Raw genomic sequence first — 22,844 nt, 5'->3', positions numbered from 1 at the left:
GGGCTGCAGCTCATTTTTTTGTGGAATGAATGACCTCATTTAAGCGCTTTAATACAACACGCCGAGTGAAAATTCCTTCGAATACTTGCTCCTCATTTTCCACACAAACAAATCCATTATTCGTCACAGCGTGAACGCCTTTTAAAACAGGATCAGTCGTTTTTAGTCTTGGAATATCTGATAGCATGACCTCTTCTACCTTCAATTGGTCGAGCTTTTCAAATTCAATTCGTTCTAAACCAAAGATTTTATCCATGATCATATTTGTTCCAATTAACCCGTGAAGATGATAAGAAGCATCCAGAACAGGTATGGCTGTATATCCTGTTTTTGTCAGGACCAATAGCGCGTGCTCAAGATTATTTCCAATTTGAACGTGTGCCACTTTATCTGCATCAATCATATGCTCAGCTACTGTTGACTCAAGTAATTGAGCCGGTTCTATCTCTATCATATTTCTTCGACCCCTTTTCTCTCAATCATCAATCATACATTCCCCTTTAACATTAAGCATAAACTAAAACGAATTTTGTCGAAAGATTTTTTTCTGCATAAAAAAGATACTCAGCGTAGAGTATCTAATAGAATGTTTAACCGATATTAATTCTCAAACCTTACTCTGTCATACAATGTGATCAATTTCTTATACGTATTGTCGTCGACATTTTTTGTTCCACACTCTATATCATTGATCTCACTGCTTAGTAATTCGACAGCATATTCCTGATTCAGTAATACGTTTAATAATAGCTTTTTCTCTTCTTCATTAAAACGATTTTCGATGACGCTCATTCAACATCAGGCCCCCTGTTTCATATATGCTTTTATATTGATTAGCAGGCGTTTGAATGTCTGCTTCCTCTCTATACAGCTAGAATAAGGAACTAGAATCGAATCGTCAACCGCACGTTTCGACAACGTTTGGAGAAAAATGACGGAATTTATTTTGTGTATCGATTGGCGTAGCAAAATGCTGCGTATGAGTCGGGTTTTATTTTTGCTTCAATTCCCATGGCTGTGATCATTCCGGTCATTTCCTGGATCAGCTCTTTTGTACTTCCTTTTTTGCCAATATCTAGATGGACTTCAAAACGAAGGTCTGCCCCTTCCTCAGCAAACGGAAGAAGCAAATCCATCAGTTCTGTTAAAGGTCCCTCAAGGATGTCTGCACATACCTTTTGGCTAAACGCTGTCTCTAATGAAATTTTTTCTCTAAGACTTTGTACAGGCCGATTCAACACTTGCTGCGTGAGACAGCCCCAAGCTCCTTTGCCGATCCGGTGAAGATGAATTGCAGTCATAAATGTTGTGACATTCTGATTGACCTGAGAGTCCGTACCAATTGATAGTACATAAACAGATCTCGGGTCTTTTTGAATAAAGTCTTTCAATCTCATGACAACATCAGAAAACGCTAAATGCTCTTCAGAAAGATTAAAGAAAAAAGAATCACTCACAGAAAGGAACTCCTTTTCAATGGTCTCTTATCCGAATATTGCACTGAATAATCATCTTCCATTAGTCCATCACTTATGAAGTGTATGCTTCCGCAATCAACGAAGGAATTCTTAGAAAAAACATTTCATACGATTCAGCTTAGGATTGTAGAAGCTCAAAAATCTCAATCGAAATCATATCAATGTTGTCAAATGGGAAAGTGTTTGGCTTATCCCCTTGTTGAAAAACAGTCAATTCAAACGTTTGATTCTTTTCGAAATACTTAACACTACAGATTTTCTCACCGTTCACTTCGAAATAACGCTGTGCCGGCTCGTTTGCAGCTTCTGCTGTCTCTTGAAGACTTTGCAGCCTTGTAATGATACCCATTAATTGTGACATTCTAAAAAAAGACTCCTTTCAAAAAAACAACTCAAGATGAACCCGTATTGATTATACACAAGTCCTACAAAGCATCATACCATAAAGTGTTCTCAGATGATATTTTTCCTCTTGAATTCAAAAAAAGAAAAAGAATCTGTTTTTTTATTTTGAGTCTTTTTTCTTATCTCATGCATCTTGTTTTTTATAAACCGGCCGATCTCATCAGGCGTTTCGCAATTTCGTCAAAATCTTCTTTTGAAATACCTGGAGCAAACTCTTCCGGCAAATCTCTATAATCTGGCACGGGTGCACCTTTTGGCGTGCCCTCAATAACTGTAAGCGGCTTTCCATCAATCGGATGGTTTCCTTTCCAAATTTGATTGATATCCTTATAATCCGTGTCACTAAATGTATACAGTTTTGTATGAATATTTTGATCTTCAAACTTTCTTGCAGAGTCAAAGTATTTATTGTCGAGATTTGGAATTGGGAGCATCTTCCCTACATCTACCCCTGTCGCTACCTCAAGGGCTTTTGCATACGCCACAACATGTACGCCGCCTCTGACAAGTAAATAACCGATCATTTCTCTTGCCGTAGGGTGATCCGTCATTTCATATACGCGCATTTTATGCGTACGAGCTCCGCACTCTAGGAAGAAGTTATGAAGAAGATCCAGAATCAGATTACCACTTGAGAACACATTCTCACCTGTCCACGGCTTTGCCATGGAGTCAAACGGATAGCCAGTTTGGGCTGTTTGGATAAAATGCTGCGTATTTCGTTTATCAACAGCCGCTTTCATCGGGGTCGTATCTGGATCGCCCCCATGGGTGGTTCCCGTAATCATGAGATTGACTGCAGTTGTCACAAGCTCTACATGACCGAATTCTTCAGCTGTAATACTTGATACAAGATCATAAAATGGTTTGAGCTTTCGTTTCCCTCTAAAGTTAAACGATTGAAACATGTAGTTATTTAATGTGGACATTTCACCAAATTTTCCGCCGAGTAATTCTTGCACAGCCGCTGCACCATTTGCATCTGGGTGATCTGGCATTGGTAAATCAATCAGCAGCCGCTTGTCACGTTTGATCATGACTTTTCCCTCCTACTGTCTAACTATCATCATTTAAGATGTATGGATGAATTGGGATGTCCTATGCATGAAGGGAATGATTGGCGCACAAAAAAAACTTGGCGGGGGTAGCGCCAAGTTTTTTGGATCTTGATCTGATAGAGGGGTTGGGGAACAGAGAGTAGCTTCTCTCTATAACTAAATGATAATGATTATCAGTTTCATTGTCAACCATTTTTTCTATCTTTTTTCTAATAAAAAAAACAGCCATAACGGCTGCTTTCAAATTAATCCTTCTTGCTCATATAGATAAGCATACGGAAGATCTACAAACAAATACACATCTCCCTCTAACGGATAAGAAAACGTACGTATTCGTTCTCCAGTTTCTAAATCACTGTAGATATCGCTGAAAAATCCTTTTCCGCTAATTCTCATTTGAAGAATATTCGCTAGAAAATAAGGGCGCCAGCTCCAGTTTTTCTCTATATACTCTGGCTGAAACAGCCATTCTTTTTCTTTCTTAAACACATTTCCAGTAATTTGAAACCCTTCTTCATTACACATATAAATACGAAAGCTGCAATCGGTTAGTTCAAGTGCCAGTTTTTGTATAAGTTCATCATTTGTGCTGCATGATTTTTTTAACGTACTGACGGCTTGGTGAATTCGCTTATAAAAGGTTTCAGAATGTTCATAGACAGCTTGGAGTTTATTTTTCTCATGGGCAATGAATTGTTGAAATTCTTCTTTAAGCTGTTCTTTTCGTTTGTTACGGTCAATTAATTGTGCGGCAGGCTCGTGAAGGTAGAAGCCTTGAAAATATCTACCGCCATTTCTCCATGCATACTGCAACTGAAAATTCGCTTCAATGTCTTCATAGATTAAAGCTGCTCCTATTTTTCTTGCAAGCAGTGAAATGCTGTATAACACATATTCATAGGAAGGAGATGGAGACGAAGCCCTTAAAGCCTGTAGATCTATTTTTAATAGATCAGGTGAAAGCAGAGCAATCCTGTCAAGATTGCTGCTTTCTTTTCCTATATTAGATACGGCGATTTTGATCCCATATGTACGATAATACGTTAACGTATGGTAAAGCTGTTCAATGTCGCCGCTAAACGTATGTTCAGTTATTTCAATGACAAACCGACTAAGCTGAATGCCCCTTGCTTCATATTCTTTTAAAAGTTCTAAAAAACTTTCACCATGATCCAGCATGAGGACATTCGCATCATGATTAATAAAGATGAGCAAATCTTCATCTGCGGTTGTGAAGAGATCAAGCGCTTGACTTAATACTTTCTGATCTACTTCCAATTTATATTCGTCAGGAATAGATGAATCCGTAAAGAAGGAGCCTAGACTAACCGTTCCCGACTCAAGCTTCATTCTTCCTAGAATCTCATAGCCTATCACTTTTTGTTCCTCCGCACTGAAGATCGCTTGATAGTGCGGGAAAACATCTTCAATATTCGTTAAAATATCCAATGGATCGACCATTTTCATCACCTGCTTCTCTCTTTGTGTGATTATACCATATCAAAAGCAGGTCTTACACGGTCATTCAAAATGGTGATTGGTTGAGCCATTGCCCCCCATCCATCGTGATACAATCTCCATTCATATAAGATGCATGCTCAGATAATAAGAAACTCGCAAGCTCTGCAATTTCTTCCGGTGTGCCTAGTCTACCGAGCGGAACACTATCTAATGTTCTTTGTGCAGCCTCTTCAGATTCCCACAGTTTATCAGCACCACCTGTTCTTTCAATTGGCCCCGGCGCAATGGCATTTACGCGAATGTGATATTGCTTTCCCCATTCGACTGCAAGCGTTCGAGTAAGCGACAGTACGCCTGCTTTTGCGGCTGCTGAATGCGCTACACCAACACCAGCCCCCCATGCATATGTGGCGACCATGTTGATCATACTTCCGCTTTTCTTTTGACGAATCCAATAGTTGCCCACTGCATGGCTACAAAAAAAGGTGCCATTTAGCACAATATCAATGACCGCTTTCCAGCCGTTAGGAGACAGCTTTTCTGCTGGAACTAAAAAGTTGCCTGCCGCGTTATTAATAAGTGCATCCACATCACCAAATGTATCTACCGCAAACTTTACCATTTGATCAGCATCTTCTGGATGTCGCACGTCCATTTGAAAATAAGCGATCGAACCACCTTGCTGTTTGATTTCATTTGCCGTTGTTTCAAGGGTTTCTTCTGTTCTTCCAGTAATCACAACATTCCAGCCCCCGAGTGCCAAATGAGTCGCCATCGCCTTTCCCATTCCGCTAGATCCCCCTGTGACAATCACTGTTTGCTTCGTCATTTGTTCTCCCCCTTTGTGTATTTTGAATGACTATTCATTCATTATTCGTCTATCATATCATGATTTCCCCTCCATGCACCATATGGGAGATTCATCAAAAATCATGCTATACTTAATTTTATTTTTAAAGGAGACTTATATGAAGCAACTTTCCCGCAGGCAGTTTTTAAAAGGAGCAGCTGGTGCGAGTATTCTCGGTCTTTTGGCGACCACATCCGGTTATGGCTATGCTCGGTACATTGAGCCGCGCATGATCGACACCGTATCACTCACCATTCATGATGCTCAGCTACCAGCTTCTTTTGACCAATTTAAAATTGCGCAATTTAGTGACGTTCATTTAAGTGATACATTCCCGGCAAAAGATTTAGAGACTGTTGTCCAAAAGATCAACGCTGCATCTCCCGATCTCATTGTGTTTACAGGTGATCTTGTTGATTTTGAATCATCGATTGAAGAACATGAAAAAGCCAAAGCCTCTTTGTCTAAGCTTGATGCTCCGTTTGGAAAGTTTGCCATATGCGGAAATCATGACTACGGACCATTTGGCATTGATCTATATGAGGAAACGATGAAAGCTTGCGGTTTTACATTATGTAAAAATGAAGTGTTTCACTTAGAAAAAGAAGGCGGACGCATACAGATCGCTACACTGGATGATCTCATGATGAGTATGCCTGATTACCATTTCATCAAACGAGAAGTCTCTTCTGATCTCTTTACGTTATTGCTTGTGCATGAGCCTGATGCCGCACTAGAGCTTGAAACAACACCTATAAACTTGCAGCTTTCTGGGCATACGCATGGCGGTCAAATACAGCTTCCTTTCTATGGACCGATTCTCACAGCACCTTTTGGGCGTACATATGTCGAAGGCTTATACGGTAGCTATCAGCACCGTATCTATGTCAACCGCGGGCTTGGGACAACTAGACTGCCGCTTCGGTTTTTAGCCAAACCTGAAATCACTTTTTTCACCTTAACATCTCACGTGTAAAGAGAAGCCAAATCACCTTTTCCTGCATATGTATAAACAAAGATCATTCTCATGACAAATGTTAGGAGAAACCTTACTGGGCCTGATCCCGTCCATATAGTATATGTGAGGCGGGGATCATGGCTTCTTTTATTTGAGTAAAAGGAGTGTGCTTTCGTGCTGCGATACACAGTAAAAAGTGGAGAAACACTTGCTTCTATAGCCCTTGATTTTCGAACAACGACAGATGCTTTAAAGGCTGCAAATCCGTCACTTCAAGCCCGCGAGCCAGAACAAAATGAAGTCATCATCATCCCTGGGTTACCGGATCCTAACACGATCCCTTACCGCATATCTGTGTCAATTTCAGCGAAACGTCTCGTGCTGTTTTCTGGATCACAGCTCTTGCGATCATACCCGATTGCAACCGGCAGAATATTAAACATGACACCGACAGGTTCTTATTATATTGTCAACAGACAGCCAAACCCAGGAGGTCCCTTTGGCGCCTATTGGCTGAGCCTTTCAAAAGTTCATTACGGCATCCATGGAACGAATAACCCGTCTTCAATTGGTAAAGCTGTGTCTAGAGGGTGCATTCGCATGTACAATCAGAATGTCATCGAACTTGCTTCAATTGTTCCAAATGGAACACCTGTGACCATTAGCCAGTAGGAGAAATCAATTGTACGAATGGTTAAAATTTTATATGATAGAAAGTGGGATCTTCAGGTTAAGGAGCGTATTTATGGATATTTTTAAAAACAGAAATTTTGTTCGTCTCTTTTTTGCAGCACTTGCCTCGCAAATGGGGACAACAGTAGGCAATATGGCGTTTGCCTTTTATTTGCTAGACCATTTTAGTCATCAGCCCGCTTACGCCACTTTAGCAGAGTTAATGTATTCACTGCCTACGATCTTTGTCTTTTTTATGGTCGGTGTGGTTGCAGACCGTTTTGATCGTAAAAAAGTCGCAGAGAATTGTGATTGGATACGAGCTGGGCTGACGATCGTTTTATTTATCGTCATTTATTTTAATTCACTGCCGCTTATTTTCTTGATCTTGTTTATACGAAGTGCCATTACGAAGTTCTTCTATCCAGCTGAAGCCTCTCTCGTTCAGGCCATTTTAAATAAAGATCAATATGCAAAAGCGGCTGGTTTAAATCAGATGCTATTTAGTTTATTTATGGTATTTGGTGTTGGAATTGGTGCCATTATGTATAAAACGATTGGACTTCACGGTGCCATTACCATTGATTTGGTCAGTTTTATTGTTTCTGGTATTCTCATTCGATCATGCAATATTCCAATTGAAGCACGTCAGCCTAATGGACAAGCAGGCTGGAAAGGCATGACTGTTAAAACGTCTCTGAAAGATTTTAAAGAAGGCATTCTCTATATTTTAAAAAATAAATTATTGGCTTCTTTAATTTTTGGCTTTTTTGTTTTCGGTCTTGTGAATGGCGCATTTGCCGTTCTTCCGATGTTTACAATGAAATACGGTCTTTCACCGGACCATTTTGAACTGCATACATCCTTTTTTACGATCGCAATCGGTGCCGGACTTCTAGTTGGAAGCTTACTTGGCTCTATTCTTGCGAAAAAGGTTAAGATGCAATATCTCATGTCGATTCCAATTCTAGTTGCAGGTATTTTAATTTTTGTCCTTGGTTCTACCCATACATTATGGTTATTTTATGTCACGTCATTTGTCATTGGTACATGTATTGGTCCAGTCAACATTGTCATTGGAGGCTGGCTCCCAAGAATTGTTCACCCTCGTCTGATGGGACGCGTATCAGGGTGGGTTGATCCGCTCACCATGTTTGCCCAATCAATGACGCTAGGTTTAATTGCCGTATTATTTCCAAAGCTCATCACCAATGTTTCTTACATTTATTACGGAATGGGTATTGTTATTTTACTCGTCTTCCTTTTTTACTTCATTACACTGCCAAAGTTCAGCAGAGAAGCTGCCGACTTAGATGTGCAGCGTGAATTAAAAGGGCAAGGAGTACAATAGATGAAGCAAAAAGGGCTAAAATGATGTTTATTTTAGCCCTTTGTCAACAATCTGAGGACTTTCTTCTATAGAAAGTCCTTTTTTCATGGGCGTAACATAAACGACGCTTATTTTTTCTGACTCATCGAAATGATTCGAAGCAAAATGAACGATTCTATCGACTGTATAAATGCTAATAAATAAGCTGAGAAAAAGAAGAAAAGGATGAATCGACCGATCATCTATCACATACACAATGCCTCCAACGACAAAAGCGACCAATAAAGGTGTTAAAATATCTTTCAATCTAAACCGTCCTTTCTGTTCTCATTGACTTTGATCTTCTTAACTTATAACAAATTTTTCTTTTTATGAAATAAAAGGAATGTGTATAAATACAACATTTTTAATAAAAATTCTTTACAATATTGGAAATTTTATAGTAATATAGTCAGATTGGAGGTGAGATGTATGCTAAAAAGCTATTATTTTATTCATTCAAAAAATGAACAAGGACAATACGTTGTACATACAGAAGACTGCGCATTTTTAGGTGATGCAGCAAGCCGTACGTTGATTGGTCTGCACATGAATGGTGAAAGTGCCATGGAAGAAGCTAAAAAAATGACGAACGAAACGGATTTTAACGGTTGTTTTTATTGTGCTTATTCTAGCCATACGAAATAGTCCATGTTTTTAAGCCATATGTTCGACTTTGATTGTCTGACATATGGTAGATTTTACACGATGGAACATCTATACATTGATAAACTACCCATTGATTCAAATAGGTAGTTATCTTGTTATGATAGTTCACTTCATATACATTTCACTACATCCTCTAACGATCGAAAACAAACGACCTTTCAACATATACCCCCTACTGCATCTTCTGTCAACGTTCAGCCAATTCCTACCGTTCCAAACCATGATTGAAGAATGAAGGCAACTTGAACATATAACATAATGGCATGATTTTCATCTAAAACAGCGAGAAAATCATCATAAAAGTGATAGGAAGATGTGTCGACCTCTTCAAATTTCAGCAAGGTTTCAACATCATGATTTTTGGCTATTTTAAATAATAACGATGTAATCTCATGGCTTTTTACAATAAGTCTATTTGCAATTTACTAATAAAAACGTATAATTTATACTAAGCACAGGAAGACGAAAGACAAAGGAGAGAAAAAATGGACGATTATGCTCATACTAAAGACATAGAACCTACAGCAGAAAACATCGCAAAAGCCATTTATACTGTTAACCGCCATGCTAAAACCGCACCAAATCCCAAGTTTCTTTATCTTTTGAAAAAACGTGCGCTGCAAAAACTATTGCAAGAAGGTAAAGGAAGAAAAGTGGGCCTACATTTCTCTAACAATCCCAAATATAGTCAACAACAGTCCGACGTGCTGATTGAGATTGGAGATTATTATTTTCATCTGCCACCAACTAAAGAAGACTTCGAATTTTTGCCACACTTAGGTAATTTAAATCAATCATATCGCAATCCAAAAGCGAATATGTCATTAAATCGAGCGAAACAAATACTTCAAACGTATGTCGGTTTAAAAGAAAAACCTGCCGCCACAAAACAAAAATCACATTATACAAAACCCGTCTTCAAACGGCTCGGAGAAAGTTATTTTTAAACAGAAAAAACCACTCAAAGCGAGTGGTTTTTTAGATTATTGACAAAGGGCTAAATGTTGTTTATTTTAGCTCTGTGTCTTTTTTTCTTTAGATAATAAAATGATCTACCTTTTCAATCAACTGATGAATTTCTGGTTTACTAATTTGATCATCTGCACCGATGGTTTCCCCTTTATGACGCAGATCATCCGTAATTAATGAAGAGAAAATGAGAATCGGAATGGACTGTGTTAAAGGGTTGTCCTTCAATAGCTTTGTTAATCGATGTCCATCCATTTTTGGCATTTCAATATCTGTAATAATCATATCAATTTCTTCTGTCACACCGATGCCTTTGCTGACAAGGTCCATGACATGGTCATATGCTTGTTTCCCATCTTCAAAGGTCACAATGTTTTTATAGCCTGCCTCGGTTAATTCATTTGTTAATAAACGCATGAGAAGCGGAGAATCTTCGACAACATACAGCTTCTTCCCTGTTCTTCTCTCGTCTTTCTCACCGTCAAACATATGATATGTGTCTACGCCAGATGCGGATTCAATATCATAGATGATTTTTTCGTAATCTGGAAGGAAAATCATTTTCTCGTCAAGCTTGATGATCCCTGTTAAATGACGGTCCATTCCTTGATTGAGTGCAGTTGGTTTTTCAATCTCTTCCCAGCTGACGCGGTGAATTTGTGATACCGTTCCTGTATGGAACACAAATTTCCGTTGGTTGAATTCAGTCACAATGTATTTCTCTTGTTCTGACTGATCTGACTCGACATTAAAAAAGGAAAATAGATTGATGACTGGTAAAATCTCGCCTCGTAAACTAATCATACCTTCTACATCTTGGTGAGAGTGCGGTATAACTGTCACCTCAACTGGCTGAATAATTTCTCTTACTTTCATGACGTTAATGCCGAATTGATTTGAACCAATTTCAAACTTCACAATTTCCAATTCGTTTGTACCAGAGTCAAGTAAAATTTCTTGTTTGTTTAAAGCCACGGAAATCCCTCTATTCTTCAATATAAGATTGTACTTTTTATATCGGCAGCATGGGTAAAAAGTTGACGTTTCTTTACGCTTTCTCTCGCACGAATTGATGAATCACAAGTCCTATGGCTGCAAGGATGAGCAAAGACCCTAATGCAAGACGGCTTGCGAGATTCCCATGTGCTGCAAATAGCAGTGTGACGGAGCCATAAATGATGGGACCGACAATTGAAGACACCTTTCCCGAAAACGCAAAGAGACCAAAAAATTGTCCTCGTTTTTCTTTAGGCGTCAGCTCAATAATGAGGATTCGTGATGATCCCCAGCTTGCGCCAAGTGAAATTCCGAATAGACTGCCTGCTACCCAGAAGACCCATTCAGTTGTCGCTGTCACAGCTAGAATGAGCGCCACAATTAAAATGACATACACGACTGTAATCGATCGCTTTGCCCCAATGGCCTTTGTGACATACCCGAATAGAAAAGAGCCAATGATACTTGAAATCGTGGACACAAGATAAAGTAAAATAAATTGACCTGCCGTAAAGCCAATCATAATTTTCGCATAAACAGCCATCATCGCAATCGCTGTCTGCAACGCATCATTCATAAAAAAGAAGGCGATCATAAAAATAAAGGCCGGTTTGTACTGCTTCATCTCTTTAAACGTACGAATAATCTCTTTATACCCGCTGAAAAAAGACGCCTTTTTCTCTTGCTGTGGCAGAGGGTGGGGGTCCTTTATAATAAAGAGAAAGGGAAGAAAAAAGAGAAAGAATAAAAGGGCTGTTGGAATAAATGCTTCATGAAACTGGTCATTTCCTACAAGTAAATAAACAGAAAGGCCGACAAGTGTACCTAAATAGCCGACAGCAATACCGAATCCAGAAATGAGGGGGATTTCATCCTTTGTCCCAAGATCGGGCAAAATGGTGTCATAAAAAACAAGACTAGAGTGATAGAAAAATTTTGCGATGACGAACAAGGTCACTACCACCAATAAGGAGACAGGAAGGCCAAACCATTCGCTTGAGAAATCAATCCCAGCAAAAATCCCCATCAAAAACGTACAGGCAATACAAATCAGGGTAAACACCGTGATATACCGCTTCTTTTTCCCTGTACGATCAATCAGCACACCGTATAAAGGCGTAAAAATGACGAGGAAAAAGCTTGCAAGTGCGTTCGCATAAGAAATAAATGTACTGGCGATTTGGTCCATCCTCGCACTGTCGCCTATCGTCTCCTGTAAGTAAAATGGGAAGAAAATGGTGATCATATTCGATGAAAATATCGTATTTGCAAAATCATACAATGCCCAGGCCAAAACAGGTGCTGTGAAAAAGAGCCCGAAGCTTGCCCCTTTTTTCTGAACGGTCATTTTCCCTCTTTTCAATAGATTGACTCCCTTCTCTGCTTTATTTTCACTATCATTCTACTTTATGTGAATTTCCCCTCTTCCATACAAGCAATCTATACAAAAAGCACCCCTTACTATATAGCAGAGGTGCTTCTTTTCATTATTTCTTTACGACAATGGTACTTGCAATCAAATCGTGAAGTGCTTGTTTTTTTTCTGTGAAAAACGCAATGATGTAGCCAATACATAAGATTGGAGACAAAAAGCCCTTTGCAAAAAAGCGGCCTGTCGCACGCCCAAATGTTATTTTTTCACCCGTTACTTTTGTCACTTTGATTCCAAGAGCCATCTTGCCAAGAGTTCCTTGCAGCTTTGATGATTCCATGATCGCATAATACAGCCAAGTCACCGCGATACCGACTAAGATCGTTGCGCCATAGAAAAAGAGAAGGCCCATAATAACTGCCCATTCTTCATCCGTGATCACCGTTGAAGAGTAGTAATAGCTATCATCATACATCAAAGATGCCGCCTCAGGGCTTGAGACAAAAAAGAGTGTTGCCAGAATAAAAACAATGAATGAAAATGGTACACTAATAATGACACCGTCTAAAAGATGAGCAAGAAAACGATAACCCACTCCAGCTAGTTCAGGATGTTTTTCTTCTTGAATAGGTGCTTCTGACATGTTTGTTTCCATCCTATTTCTCCTTTATTATGTATGTTTTCTATAAATTTCTTATAATCATTCGTTATTATATCTTATGAATATCGCAAGATCAATGGAGCTTTACATTTTTACATGAATTTTAGATCATTTTTCAATGATGATTTATGTGATTAAATACTGAAAATTCACGAAAATTATGGCACATCTAGTTCTTTCAACGCCTGTTTTTTTAACATTTTGTGATATTTTCGTCTCATTTCAATTCTTCTGTTGACAATCACGTTTCACATGGTACAATAGTCAAGGATTTTTTAAAGAAAGGTGTTCATGATGGGAACTGTCGTACTATTAAAGAACAACGAAATGACTGTGATTGAAGATATTTGTGAAGCTGATTTTTTAGACATGAAACATGGTTTATCTAATGAAGATGCTGCTTATATCTCTTGGTATGAAGATTACGATACTGCTTATGGATATTGATTTCATTTCATAGATGAAGCGTAAAAAAAGGCGATACAACCTTCCAAGAGGTGGTATCGCCTTTTTTACGTTTGTGTGCTTCTTTCACTTTCAGGTTCTACATGAATAAAGATTTGTGCATGCGGAAACGCCTGCTGAATGTTCTCTTCAATTCGATCACATAATTGGTGAACATCTTCAATGGTTGTTTTTCCATGAACAATCAAATGGAAATCAATATATTCTTCAGCACCGGATCGTCTTGTTCGAAAGTCATGATATTCAATGAATTCTTGACTGAATGTTTGAATGATGGCCTCTATCGCTTGTTCTTCTTCCGGGGTTAACCGGGCGTCGACAAGCGGTGGGAAGGCTTCCTTCATGAGTTTAAACGCTTCACGCATAATATAGAGCGCTAGCACCATTCCAATAATCGGATCGAGGAAATACCAGTCCGTTAATGCAACAAGCAATAAACTAATGGCGACCCCTAGTGACGTAAACACATCTGTTAAAAGATGCAGCGCATTCGATTTCATGGCAACAGAATGTACACGCTCTGCCTCTTTGTTCACAACTCTCGACACAACAAAATTGATAAGTGCGCCAATCAGCATGACCACAATACCAAGTACCGGCAGTTTAACAGGCTCTGGATGCATTAATTTATGAACACACTCATAAATGATCCAAATCCCAGCAACTAAAATCAACAAAGTTTCAATCGTTCCAGAAATATTCTCAACTTTTCCATGTCCATAAGGATGTTTTGAATCTGCCGGCTTTCTTGAAATACGAACAGAGATAAATGCAATAAAAGAGGCCATTAAATCGAGAAAAGAGTGAATGGCTTCTGATAAAACCGCAACAGATCCAGTTAACACCCCTACAATGATTTTAAGGACCACAACAAACGTATTACTCATGACGGATAGAAAGGCTATTTTCGATGTCTTCGCTGATTGATCCATCTATTATCGTCCTCCTTCAGGAGATCGTATGCCTTTGAAAGCAATTCCCATGACTTGATTCTCTCGTTCTTTCAGTTTACACCGTTTTGGCTTATTCTAATCATCTTAAGCAGAGCTGTATTTTCCGAGCAGGTTACGCTATAATAAATGTTGCTCTTTCTTCATCTATCACTCATGCTGTGATAGGTAGGAGAATAGACTACATATAACGATATCCGAAGCCTTTCCGCAGGTGACATTTATGCAGTGAATGGTAAAATAGGATAAAAACATAAATTTTTAAGGTGATGAGAAATGGAGCATTTGCTGAATCCAAGAGTAAAGGATATTGAAATTTCAGGCATTCGAACATTTTCAAATCTCGTATCTTCATATGAGGATGTCGTTTCATTGACCATAGGTCAGCCCGATTTTTATACGCCGCATCATGTCAAAACAGCTGCCAAAACAGCCATTGACGAGAATTTCACCTCGTATACTCATAATGCTGGATTTTTAGAGCTAAGACAAGCGATCCAGCAGTACATCAAAAAGAAAGTCCATCTTGATTATGATGCAGAGACAGAAATCATTGTGACAACAGGTGCGAGTCAAGCAATTGATGCTGCGTTTCGAACCATTTTGACTGAAGGCGATGAGGTCATCCTGCCCGGCCCTGTATACCCTGGCTATGAACCGATCATTCGGATGTGCGGTGCGGTACCCGTGCATATCGACACAACTAATGCCGGTTTTAAATTAAATGTCAAGCTGATTGAAGATGCATTAACGGAAAAGACAAAGTGTGTGGTCCTTCCATACCCTTCAAATCCAACTGGGGTCACGCTATTAGAAGAAGAATTGAAAGAAATTGCACAGCTTCTTGAAGGAAAGGATATTTTTATTCTATCTGATGAAATTTATAGTGAGCTGACATTTGATCGTCCGCATCATTCCATTGCTTCTTTCTTAAAGGAACAGACGATTGTCATCAATGGACTGTCAAAATCTCATAGCATGACCGGATGGAGAATCGGCTTTTTATTTGCTTCAGCTCCTATTGCTAAACATGTATTAAAAGTACATCAATATAACGTGTCTTGTGCCTCAGCTATCTCACAAAAGGCGGCACTTGAAGCAGTGACAAATGGTGTGGATGATGCACTGATCATGAGAGAGCAATATAAGAAAAGGCTCGACTATGTATATGATCGGCTCATTTCTATGGGGCTTCCGGTCATTAAGCCTTCCGGCGCTTTTTATATTTTCCCTTCCATTGAATCGTTTGGGATGAGTTCATTTGATTTTTGCATGGAGCTGTTAGAAAGTTCAAGACTTGCGGTCGTTCCTGGTTCTGCTTTCTCTTCACTCGGCGAAGGATATGTGCGCCTTTCCTATGCATATTCACTTGAAACGTTAAAAGAAGGACTTGATCGTCTCGAACAATTTGTTCTTGAAAAGCGTTCCATACTATCAACAGACGGATGAAACAACGGCTCTCTTGCCGTTGTTTTTATTTTGCGGGAAACATGATGTGAAACACAGTCCCTTTCTCAGGGTGGCTATCCACCCGGATGGTTCCGTTGTGATTTTCTAAAATATTAAATGTCACCATGAGCCCAAGACCTGTTCCCTTTTCTTTTGTCGTTAAAAAAGGTTCACCGATCCGCTTCATGACCGATTCTGGAATACCAATCCCTTCATCTCTAATCGTGACAAGTATCCCTTCTTTTTCGGCTTTGGCGGTAATGTCTACCTTCCCTCCGTCCGGCATGGATTCGACGGCATTTTTGATTAAATTGATAAACACCTGCTTCAGCTGGTTTTGATCCCCATTCATCAGGAGATCCTCCTCGATATCTCTTGTGTTCATCAAAATTCCATTTAAGTTGGCCTGTGTTTCTAGCAGAGCGGTGACCTCGCTAATGATTTTTTTCAAATCAAGCGTCTGCATTGATGCTGTTTGCTGAGGCTTCGCAAGCATTAGCAGCTCACTTAAGATGATTTCAATCCGGCTCAGCTCAGAGAAGACAATTTCAAAATATTGATCACGGTCTTTTGTTTTTGGTTTAATGAGCTGTAAAAAGCCCTTAATCGCTGTCAGTGGATTCCTTATTTCATGTGCAATGCCTGCTGCCAATTGACCTGCGATTGATAATTTTTCAGAGCGCAGCATGAGTTCTTCTGTCTGTTTTCGTTCAGATATATCTCTTAAAATAATTTGAACGGCTGTTTCACCAAAAAATGTGGTAGGGATACAAACCATTTCTGTATAAATTAACCGGTGTTTAAACGTATGGCAGCTCATCGTCACAATCTCAGAATCTGATGCTCTTTCGATAATACGTGATAAGCTCTTTTTCACTTTTTGCTGATCACATGAATGGATTTGATGAAAAATATCTTTTCCGATTAATTTATCGTAATGTTCGGCTTCAAATAATTTAATACCTGATTCATTCATAAATACCCATTTATGATCATGGATGACGGCAATGGTATCAATCGAATTTTGGATAAGCAGCTGATACCGCTCTCTACTTTTTTGAAGAACAGTTTGAAATTTTTTCCGAGAGGAGATGTCCACTAAGAGTAAAAGTTCCGCCCGTTGATTTTGATAAATTGCAGGCGATGACTTCACCTCAATATGAATCATGCTCCCGTCTTGTCTTTTCCATATTTGTTCAATCATTCCGACTGGAAGGCCTTGCTGCAGTCTTTTGATTCGGCTTCTCACAATGTCATGGTACTCCTCGGCAATAAAATCAAACGCAGACTTGCCGATCATTTCATCTTTTGCACATACACCCATTAATTGCAGCATCGCATCGTTGGCATACACAATTTTCCCAAGCGCCGTAATACATAACGGATTTGGCAGCATGGCAATCAGATTTTCAGCTTCACTGACATCTTGGAAAGCCGGTAGACTGCCTAACGACTGTTCTGACACTTCTGTTGGTTGAAATGCTGCTTTTTGAGGCTCTGTATTCATTACCCTCATTTTCAGGATCATTTCTCTACTCAAATCCTTGTCTAACCCATCACAAGCAACAAAATCAATGCTTGCTTCTACCCATACAGCTGTAAGATCACTTCTAAGCAGTCTAAAGTGGCAAATCTCTAGCATGTGCTGATTATAGAAATAACTTTCGACGAGAAATTGATCTTCGGTATGAACAAAGTCTTTCAAAAAACACCCTAGTAAATCCTTTTGTTCATAGAGCAAAAGCTGCTTACAATTGGAAGAAATGTAGAGAAAGCGGCCATTAGAAGAAAGAACGGCATGTAAATCAATATTCGAGTAAAGCTGATTCGAATCTTTCATTTTTTGTTCCATCGTCGTCCGACCCTCCTTTAATTTTTTTAGGGTTGTCCTTAGTTTGATGTATAAAAAGGATTCGCTAGAAAAACCGTATTTTCCTCCCAATCTCGTGTGAAACGTCCATATTTTCAGTAAAAAAGGAGCACTTTCTCTTGCTGTGCTCCGGGCTGTTTATTGCTTTTCATATTTCTTTTGTAATTCAACGTACTTATCAACAATTTTACTTGGAATGGTTTTAATGACAGAATCTTTATCTGACACATACGGTGTTACGACACTAAATGCCACTTTCGGATTGGAAGAAGGATAATATCCTCCAAAGGTTAAATTGTACGTGGCATTGCCCCACCAGCTCCGGTTGGCACCATAGTAGAAGGTTTGGGCTGTACCCGTTTTCCCTGCGACATCATGCTGACCGAACCGGCCAGCGGCAGTCCCGCCTGTTGAAGTAACCATTTTAAGTCCCATTTTGACGCGGTCGATATCTGCTTTCGAGTTGTTAATGGTGTTCAGCACCTTCGGCTCATATTTCTTCACAACAGGGCCTACTTCTTCCTTATTCGTTGGAAGATGGACACTTTTCACCACTCTTGGCTGTATGCGATTGCCTCCATTCGCGATAGTCGACATGTATTGTGCGACTTGAAGCGGTGTATACGTGTCATACTGACCAATCGCTTCATCAAGCAAGAGTCCGCCGACTGTCTTAGGATGCGTCTGCATTCCGCTTGATTCCTGCGGCAAGTCGATCCCTGTTTTTACGCCAAGTCCGAATTGCGCATAATAGTTTCTCATTTTTTGTAAGTGTTCAGGTCTTGCCGGTAACGGGCCATCTTTTTGATAGGTAATCCCTGCCATTCTCATCGCCACTTGGAACATGTAAACGTTGGAACTTTTTTGGAGTGCCTGAAGGTCGTTAACCCATCCAAGAACTTTGTAAGACTGTTTCGGCTTTCCTCCACTTCCCGCAAAATACAGCGGTGTATCCATATAGGATTGGTTGTGTGACATGCCATCTTGATAGCCAGAGAGGACAGTAGCTCCTTTGACAACAGAGCCCATTTCATACTGAGTCGTAAACGTTCCGATCGCATAATCTGTGACGTCTCTGCCGTCCATTTTCTTCCCTGACATCGCGAGAACATCACCTGTGTTAGGGTCCATCATCACAACAAAGGCACGGTCCATCATATAGTTTCTTGCACTAGCGGACCTTAGCTCTGATTCAACGATTTTGTCGACTTCCTTTTGCAGCTCCATATCAAATGTAAGTGCAAGGTCAAGTCCTCTTCGTCCTTCTGTCCGCTTTATTTCATCAAGCAGTTTTCCGCCGACTTGTGTATATTGAACAGTAGCTTTTTCTGGATTGAGAAAATCCTCATATTGATATTCTAAATAACTTTTTCCTACTCGATCATTTCGCGAGTAGCCTCTTGCCATATAGTAATCTTCACGCTCTTTTATAATGCCTTGCTCTGGGGTGGTGACACCGCCAAGGACATTATAGAGGGTTTTTTCATACGGATATTTCCTTGTCCAGTCATTGATGACATTTACACCAGGCAGTTCATCAAGATGCTCTGATACAAGTGAGATCTCTTCGTATGTCAAACTTACGGATGATGTCTGTTTAGATTCTTTTGTTTCATCAAGCAGCGCAACTTTTTCGTCCCCTTTTTTCTCTTCGTTCGGGTTCATTGCTTTCACGATTTGAGGTTCAAAGGCATATCCACCTGTAAACCTGCGATAGATCGCTGCAACTGCTTTTTCAGTTGCATCCTTTTCAATTGCTTTTACTTCTTTCTTTGGCACACGCTCCACTTGAAGCGGATAGACGTCTTTTGAATCAATATCCTTTTTTTCCGCTTTTGAAATCAACTTCTCAGCTTCTTCCGGGTGGCTGGCCAGCCAAAAATCTCGAATGTCGCGCTCTCTCAAAAAATCTGTATCCATTTTTATATAAGTCGCAAGTTTTCTTGCTACTTTAATCTTATCCTCCGCTTTCACACCGCTTTCTGATGTATAAACGATGGCAGGTACACTTTCGTTATCAACGACGACTCTGCCTCTCGCGTCATACATTTTTCCTCTTGGAGACGGGTATGATGCTGTTTTGACCTCAGTTCGGTTGGCTTGCTTTTTATAATCCTCACCATTGACGATTTGCAGCACACCGAGCTTGATGACAAGTCCAGCAAATAAACTAAATACAGCGAAGAAAAAGAGATTAATTCTCCAGGCGTTCCGGCGCTTCATTTTTTTCTGCTCGGCAGCACCTTGATGCTGTTTCTCTCCCACTTATGTAGCTCCTCTCATCCTTTCAATCTTTTACAATTACCACTCATTATTGTAACACTTTTGTAATAGTTGTTACAGCGAAACAAGCGAAAAAAAGCTGTCAATCCCTATTCTGCAAAAAAATATACTAACACTTTAAAATATTGGTATGTTTATGTCGTTTTCTTTAAATAGAAAGATTCTCCATTCATTGATATGAGGAGACTCTTTCTATGACTTTAACAAAAATGACAAATGGGCGTTGTCAATGGAGGATGCTGGTACGTTTATAACAAAAAGTTCATGTTATGATTTTCTGTGAGAAAACAAAACAAAGATTTTAGGAGGAGTTATAACATGAAAAAGAAATCATTCATTTTTTCAGCGCTGACAGCCACTGCATTAATCACGTTCACTGGAGGGCATTCAGCTGATGCGAAAGAGCTTAACCTGAAACAAGTCATAAACGTACAGCATCAAGCCATTGATCTTCATACATTAGCTGCAAAATTACATATCTCTTCAGATGTAAACAAGCTAAGCACATCAAACCAAAAAGAGATTGAAGCTCTATTAAACAAGCTGATCAAAAGTGGTCAACCTGTTACTGGAACAAAAGTGGTGAAAGAAGTAAACAAAGCAAAAAATGAGCAAAAACAAGAATCAGTGAAAAAACCGGCTGCTTCTAAACCAAGCACACCAGCAAAACAAAACACAACGAACAACAGCTCAAAATCTGATCAAAAAGACACAACTGTAACAAAAGCAGACAGCAGCTTAAATGCATTTGAACAAGAAGTGGTTGAGCTGACAAATAAAGAGCGTGCAAAACAAGGATTGAAGGCTCTTTCTGTCGATTCTAAATTAAGCAAATCTGCTCGCGCTAAATCACAAGATATGAAAGATAAAAACTATTTCTCTCATACAAGCCCAACTTACGGATCTCCATTTGATCAAATGAAGCAATTTGGTATCACGTACAAAACAGCAGGTGAAAACATTGCTCAAGGTCAAAGATCACCTCAAGAAGTAGTAACAGCTTGGATGAACAGTGAAGGTCACAGAGCGAACATTTTAAACAAAAACTATACACATATCGGTGTAGGTTATGTGAAATCTGGTAACTACTGGACGCAGCAATTCATCGGAAAATAATATCAAAAAAACCTGTCTCTATTTGGGACAGGTTTTTAGTTTGTCTTCTTTTTTCAGCAATGTGAGGGCTTGTTTACACGCTACAAACTGTTCCACCTAGGCGGGGCAGTTTTTTTATTTGACCCATAATTTATAGATGCTTTGTGTTCCGCTGTTTTCTTCGCCCTGTTCGCTGAGCTTTTCATATAATGACTTCGCCAGTGAAAGGCCTGGCATCTCTTCTCCCATCAGCTCTGCTTCTTCAAGTGCAATGCCCATATCCTTAATAAAATGCTTCACATAAAATCCTGGCTCGAAATCACCTTTCAGCATTCTTGGTGCAAGGTTTGACAAAGACCAGCTGCCGGCTGCTCCTGTTGTGATGCTTTTAAGTACCTGCTCTGGATCAAGTCCTGATTTTTCAGCATAGGCCATTGCCTCAGCCACACCTACCATCCCTGCTGCGATAGCAATTTGGTTACACATTTTTGTATGCTGACCACTTCCTGCAGGTCCTTGATATTGAATATTTTCTCCCATTTGCTGAAATAGCGGCAGGCACGCTTCATAGGCTGCTTTTTCTCCACCAATCATGATCGCCAGCGTGCCGTTTTGGGCTCCAACGTCTCCGCCAGAGACCGGCGCATCTAATGCAAATAGTCCTTTTCCCTTCGCTTTCGATTCAATTTCTTTTGCCAGCTGAGGTTTCGATGTGGTCATATCAATGAGGTATGTACCAGGCGCAGCATGTTCCGCGAGTCCATCTTCTCCTAAATAGACTTCTTCTACATCTGATGGATACCCGACCATTGTGATGACGGCATCTGCCTCCTTTGCGATCTCCTTTACGGTCGATTTCCAAAGAGCACCTTTTTGAACCAATGTGTCTGCCTTTGCTTTTGTTCTTGTATAAACGAGAACTTCGTAGCCAGCATCCATTAAATGCCCTGCCATACTACGTCCCATTACACCGATTCCAATAAAACCAACTGTTTTGATTTGTGCCATCACGAATTCCTCCTTATAGAGACTTTGTCAATCCACCATCAATGATGAGGGTTTGACCTGTCATATATGTATTGGCTTCAGATAAAAGAAAAGCCGCATATGCTGCAAATTCCTCTGGCTGCCCATAACGGCCCAGCGGAATCATACGTTCAGCTTGTACTTTGATCTCTTCAACCGATTGTTTCTCCTCCTGTGCACGGTGTTTGTCCAACTGTTTCACACGCTCTGTTTCAATTTTCCCCGGAGCTAAGGTATTGATCAAAATGCCATCCTTGGCAAGCTCCTGGGCAGCTGTTTTTGTCCAGCCGGTAATGGCCGGTCTAAATGTATTCGACAGCATCAAGCCTGGGATTGGTTCTTTGACCGACATAGATGCAATATTTAACACTCGTGCACCTTGTTTTTTTAAATAAGGCAAGGCTTCTTTTAATAACCGAATATAGCTGAGTAAATGAAGCTGAAATGATTCCATCCAATCTTCATCCGTTAAGGTTTCAAGTGTTCCTGTTTGAGGACCGCCTGTATTGTTCACTAATATATCAAGGCGTTTTTCATCACCTGCTGCTGCGACGACAAGCGCTTTAATTTGCTCGGCGTCAGATACATCACATACTTGATAAGTCAGCTTCCCTTTTACAAGCGGGGATAATTCTTTGACCGCTTCTTGCAGCGTGTGCTCATGTCTTCCCGAGAGCATCACATCTGCTCCCTCTTTTGCAAGATGAAAGGCAATGGCTTTACCGATACCTTGGCTGCTTGCAGCGACCAATGCTTTTTTTCCAGATAGATTAACATGCATGTTGGCA

At 39.9% G+C, this 22,844-nt stretch carries 25 protein-coding genes; 8 read left to right on the top strand and 17 right to left on the bottom strand.

What is annotated here, in order from left to right; all coding sequences use genetic code 11:
- Positions 1-10: 10 nt before the first annotated feature.
- From cbpB to fadH, 7 genes are all read right to left on the bottom strand, one after another.
- Positions 11-454, bottom strand: a complete 444-nt coding sequence (gene cbpB / locus NST57_RS07450) for a cyclic-di-AMP-binding protein CbpB (protein WP_142154911.1) — start codon at positions 452-454, stop codon at positions 11-13.
- 146 nt (positions 455-600) lie between these two features.
- Entirely contained in the window at positions 601-792 is a 192-nt protein-coding gene (gene abbA / locus NST57_RS07445; RefSeq protein ID WP_008347999.1) for an antirepressor AbbA, read from the bottom strand.
- Between the two features lie 149 nt (positions 793-941).
- Entirely contained in the window at positions 942-1,457 is a 516-nt protein-coding gene (locus NST57_RS07440; RefSeq protein WP_142154910.1) for a ribonuclease H-like YkuK family protein, read from the bottom strand.
- A gap of 139 nt (positions 1,458-1,596) precedes the next feature.
- Positions 1,597-1,839 carry a YkuJ family protein gene (locus NST57_RS07435; RefSeq protein ID WP_003212254.1) on the bottom strand — a complete coding sequence of 81 codons (243 nt, stop codon included), beginning with the start codon at positions 1,837-1,839 and terminating at the stop codon, positions 1,597-1,599.
- Positions 1,840-2,023: 184 nt separating this feature from the next.
- Positions 2,024-2,920, bottom strand: a complete 897-nt coding sequence (locus NST57_RS07430; protein WP_019743902.1) for a manganese catalase family protein — start codon at positions 2,918-2,920, stop codon at positions 2,024-2,026.
- Between the two features lie 261 nt (positions 2,921-3,181).
- The gene (locus NST57_RS07425) at positions 3,182-4,402 is read right to left on the bottom strand and encodes an EAL domain-containing protein (RefSeq protein ID WP_341299197.1); all 1,221 of its coding nucleotides are present in this window, start codon (positions 4,400-4,402) and stop codon (positions 3,182-3,184) included.
- Between the two features lie 64 nt (positions 4,403-4,466).
- Positions 4,467-5,231 carry a 2,4-dienoyl-CoA reductase gene (gene fadH, locus NST57_RS07420; RefSeq protein WP_142154908.1) on the bottom strand — a complete coding sequence of 255 codons (765 nt, stop codon included), beginning with the start codon at positions 5,229-5,231 and terminating at the stop codon, positions 4,467-4,469.
- Between the two features lie 139 nt (positions 5,232-5,370).
- Here fadH and NST57_RS07415 point away from each other — a divergent pair, with 139 nt between their 5' ends.
- The 3 genes from NST57_RS07415 to NST57_RS07405 all read left to right on the top strand — a co-directional run bounded on the left by NST57_RS07415 (position 5,371) and on the right by NST57_RS07405 (position 8,233).
- Entirely contained in the window at positions 5,371-6,228 is an 858-nt protein-coding gene (locus tag NST57_RS07415) for a metallophosphoesterase (RefSeq protein WP_074042056.1), read from the top strand.
- 156 nt (positions 6,229-6,384) lie between these two features.
- Positions 6,385-6,882: a L,D-transpeptidase family protein gene (locus NST57_RS07410; protein ID WP_008348009.1), complete on the top strand. Its 498-nt coding sequence runs from the start codon at positions 6,385-6,387 to the stop codon at positions 6,880-6,882.
- A 73-nt stretch (positions 6,883-6,955) separates the two neighbouring features.
- Positions 6,956-8,233 (top strand): MFS transporter, encoded by a 1,278-nt coding sequence (locus tag NST57_RS07405; protein WP_341298338.1) that lies wholly within the window; start codon positions 6,956-6,958, stop codon positions 8,231-8,233.
- Positions 8,234-8,260: 27 nt separating this feature from the next.
- Here the strand turns inward: NST57_RS07405 and NST57_RS07400 are convergent, their stop codons facing one another.
- Positions 8,261-8,518 (bottom strand): hypothetical protein, encoded by a 258-nt coding sequence (locus NST57_RS07400; protein WP_341298337.1) that lies wholly within the window; start codon positions 8,516-8,518, stop codon positions 8,261-8,263.
- Positions 8,519-8,683: 165 nt separating this feature from the next.
- Between NST57_RS07400 and NST57_RS07395 the strand changes: the two genes are divergently transcribed.
- A complete protein-coding gene (locus NST57_RS07395) occupies positions 8,684-8,899 on the top strand; it encodes a hypothetical protein (protein ID WP_142154907.1) in 216 nt (71 codons plus the stop codon).
- 215 nt (positions 8,900-9,114) lie between these two features.
- Here the strand turns inward: NST57_RS07395 and NST57_RS07390 are convergent, their stop codons facing one another.
- A complete protein-coding gene (locus NST57_RS07390; RefSeq protein ID WP_160141240.1) occupies positions 9,115-9,261 on the bottom strand; it encodes a hypothetical protein in 147 nt (48 codons plus the stop codon).
- A 144-nt stretch (positions 9,262-9,405) separates the two neighbouring features.
- Between NST57_RS07390 and NST57_RS07385 the strand changes: the two genes are divergently transcribed.
- Positions 9,406-9,867: a YkyB family protein gene (locus NST57_RS07385; RefSeq protein ID WP_008356877.1), complete on the top strand. Its 462-nt coding sequence runs from the start codon at positions 9,406-9,408 to the stop codon at positions 9,865-9,867.
- An 88-nt stretch (positions 9,868-9,955) separates the two neighbouring features.
- On the opposite strand, the gene NST57_RS07380 is transcribed toward NST57_RS07385, so the two are convergent.
- The 3 genes from NST57_RS07380 to NST57_RS07370 all read right to left on the bottom strand — a co-directional run bounded on the left by NST57_RS07380 (position 9,956) and on the right by NST57_RS07370 (position 12,912).
- A complete protein-coding gene (locus NST57_RS07380) occupies positions 9,956-10,864 on the bottom strand; it encodes a chemotaxis protein CheW (RefSeq protein ID WP_142154906.1) in 909 nt (302 codons plus the stop codon).
- Positions 10,865-10,937: 73 nt separating this feature from the next.
- Positions 10,938-12,248, bottom strand: a complete 1,311-nt coding sequence (locus tag NST57_RS07375; RefSeq protein ID WP_341298336.1) for an MFS transporter — start codon at positions 12,246-12,248, stop codon at positions 10,938-10,940.
- A 124-nt stretch (positions 12,249-12,372) separates the two neighbouring features.
- Positions 12,373-12,912 (bottom strand): RDD family protein, encoded by a 540-nt coding sequence (locus NST57_RS07370; protein WP_142154904.1) that lies wholly within the window; start codon positions 12,910-12,912, stop codon positions 12,373-12,375.
- Between the two features lie 300 nt (positions 12,913-13,212).
- Between NST57_RS07370 and NST57_RS07365 the strand changes: the two genes are divergently transcribed.
- A complete protein-coding gene (locus NST57_RS07365; RefSeq protein WP_017367142.1) occupies positions 13,213-13,365 on the top strand; it encodes a hypothetical protein in 153 nt (50 codons plus the stop codon).
- A gap of 65 nt (positions 13,366-13,430) precedes the next feature.
- Here the strand turns inward: NST57_RS07365 and NST57_RS07360 are convergent, their stop codons facing one another.
- Positions 13,431-14,315, bottom strand: coding sequence for a cation diffusion facilitator family transporter (locus NST57_RS07360; RefSeq protein WP_142154903.1), 885 nt, complete (start codon positions 14,313-14,315; stop codon positions 13,431-13,433).
- A gap of 294 nt (positions 14,316-14,609) precedes the next feature.
- Between NST57_RS07360 and NST57_RS07355 the strand changes: the two genes are divergently transcribed.
- Complete coding sequence (locus NST57_RS07355; protein WP_341298335.1) at positions 14,610-15,782, top strand: aminotransferase A; 1,173 nt, start codon at positions 14,610-14,612, stop codon at positions 15,780-15,782.
- A 25-nt stretch (positions 15,783-15,807) separates the two neighbouring features.
- Here NST57_RS07355 and NST57_RS07350 read toward each other — a convergent pair whose 3' ends face one another.
- Positions 15,808-17,634, bottom strand: a complete 1,827-nt coding sequence (locus tag NST57_RS07350) for a PAS domain-containing protein (RefSeq protein WP_142154901.1) — start codon at positions 17,632-17,634, stop codon at positions 15,808-15,810.
- A gap of 156 nt (positions 17,635-17,790) precedes the next feature.
- Positions 17,791-19,917, bottom strand: coding sequence for a peptidoglycan D,D-transpeptidase FtsI family protein (locus NST57_RS07345; protein WP_341298334.1), 2,127 nt, complete (start codon positions 19,915-19,917; stop codon positions 17,791-17,793).
- Positions 19,918-20,253: 336 nt separating this feature from the next.
- Between NST57_RS07345 and NST57_RS07340 the strand changes: the two genes are divergently transcribed.
- On the top strand, positions 20,254-21,051 hold the full coding sequence (locus tag NST57_RS07340; protein ID WP_341298333.1) for a CAP domain-containing protein: 798 nt from the start codon (positions 20,254-20,256) through the stop codon (positions 21,049-21,051).
- Between the two features lie 114 nt (positions 21,052-21,165).
- On the opposite strand, the gene NST57_RS07335 is transcribed toward NST57_RS07340, so the two are convergent.
- Both NST57_RS07335 and NST57_RS07330 read right to left on the bottom strand, forming a co-directional pair.
- Entirely contained in the window at positions 21,166-22,038 is an 873-nt protein-coding gene (locus NST57_RS07335; RefSeq protein WP_341298332.1) for an NAD(P)-dependent oxidoreductase, read from the bottom strand.
- 13 nt (positions 22,039-22,051) lie between these two features.
- A complete protein-coding gene (locus tag NST57_RS07330) occupies positions 22,052-22,837 on the bottom strand; it encodes an SDR family oxidoreductase (protein ID WP_341298331.1) in 786 nt (261 codons plus the stop codon).
- Between the last annotated feature and the right edge of the window lie 7 nt (positions 22,838-22,844).

It is taken from the genome of Bacillus sp. FSL M8-0077, assembly GCF_038050255.1.
Taxonomy (GTDB): domain Bacteria; phylum Bacillota; class Bacilli; order Bacillales; family Bacillaceae; genus Bacillus; species Bacillus altitudinis.
This window is presented reverse-complemented; position numbering and strand designations above follow the sequence as displayed.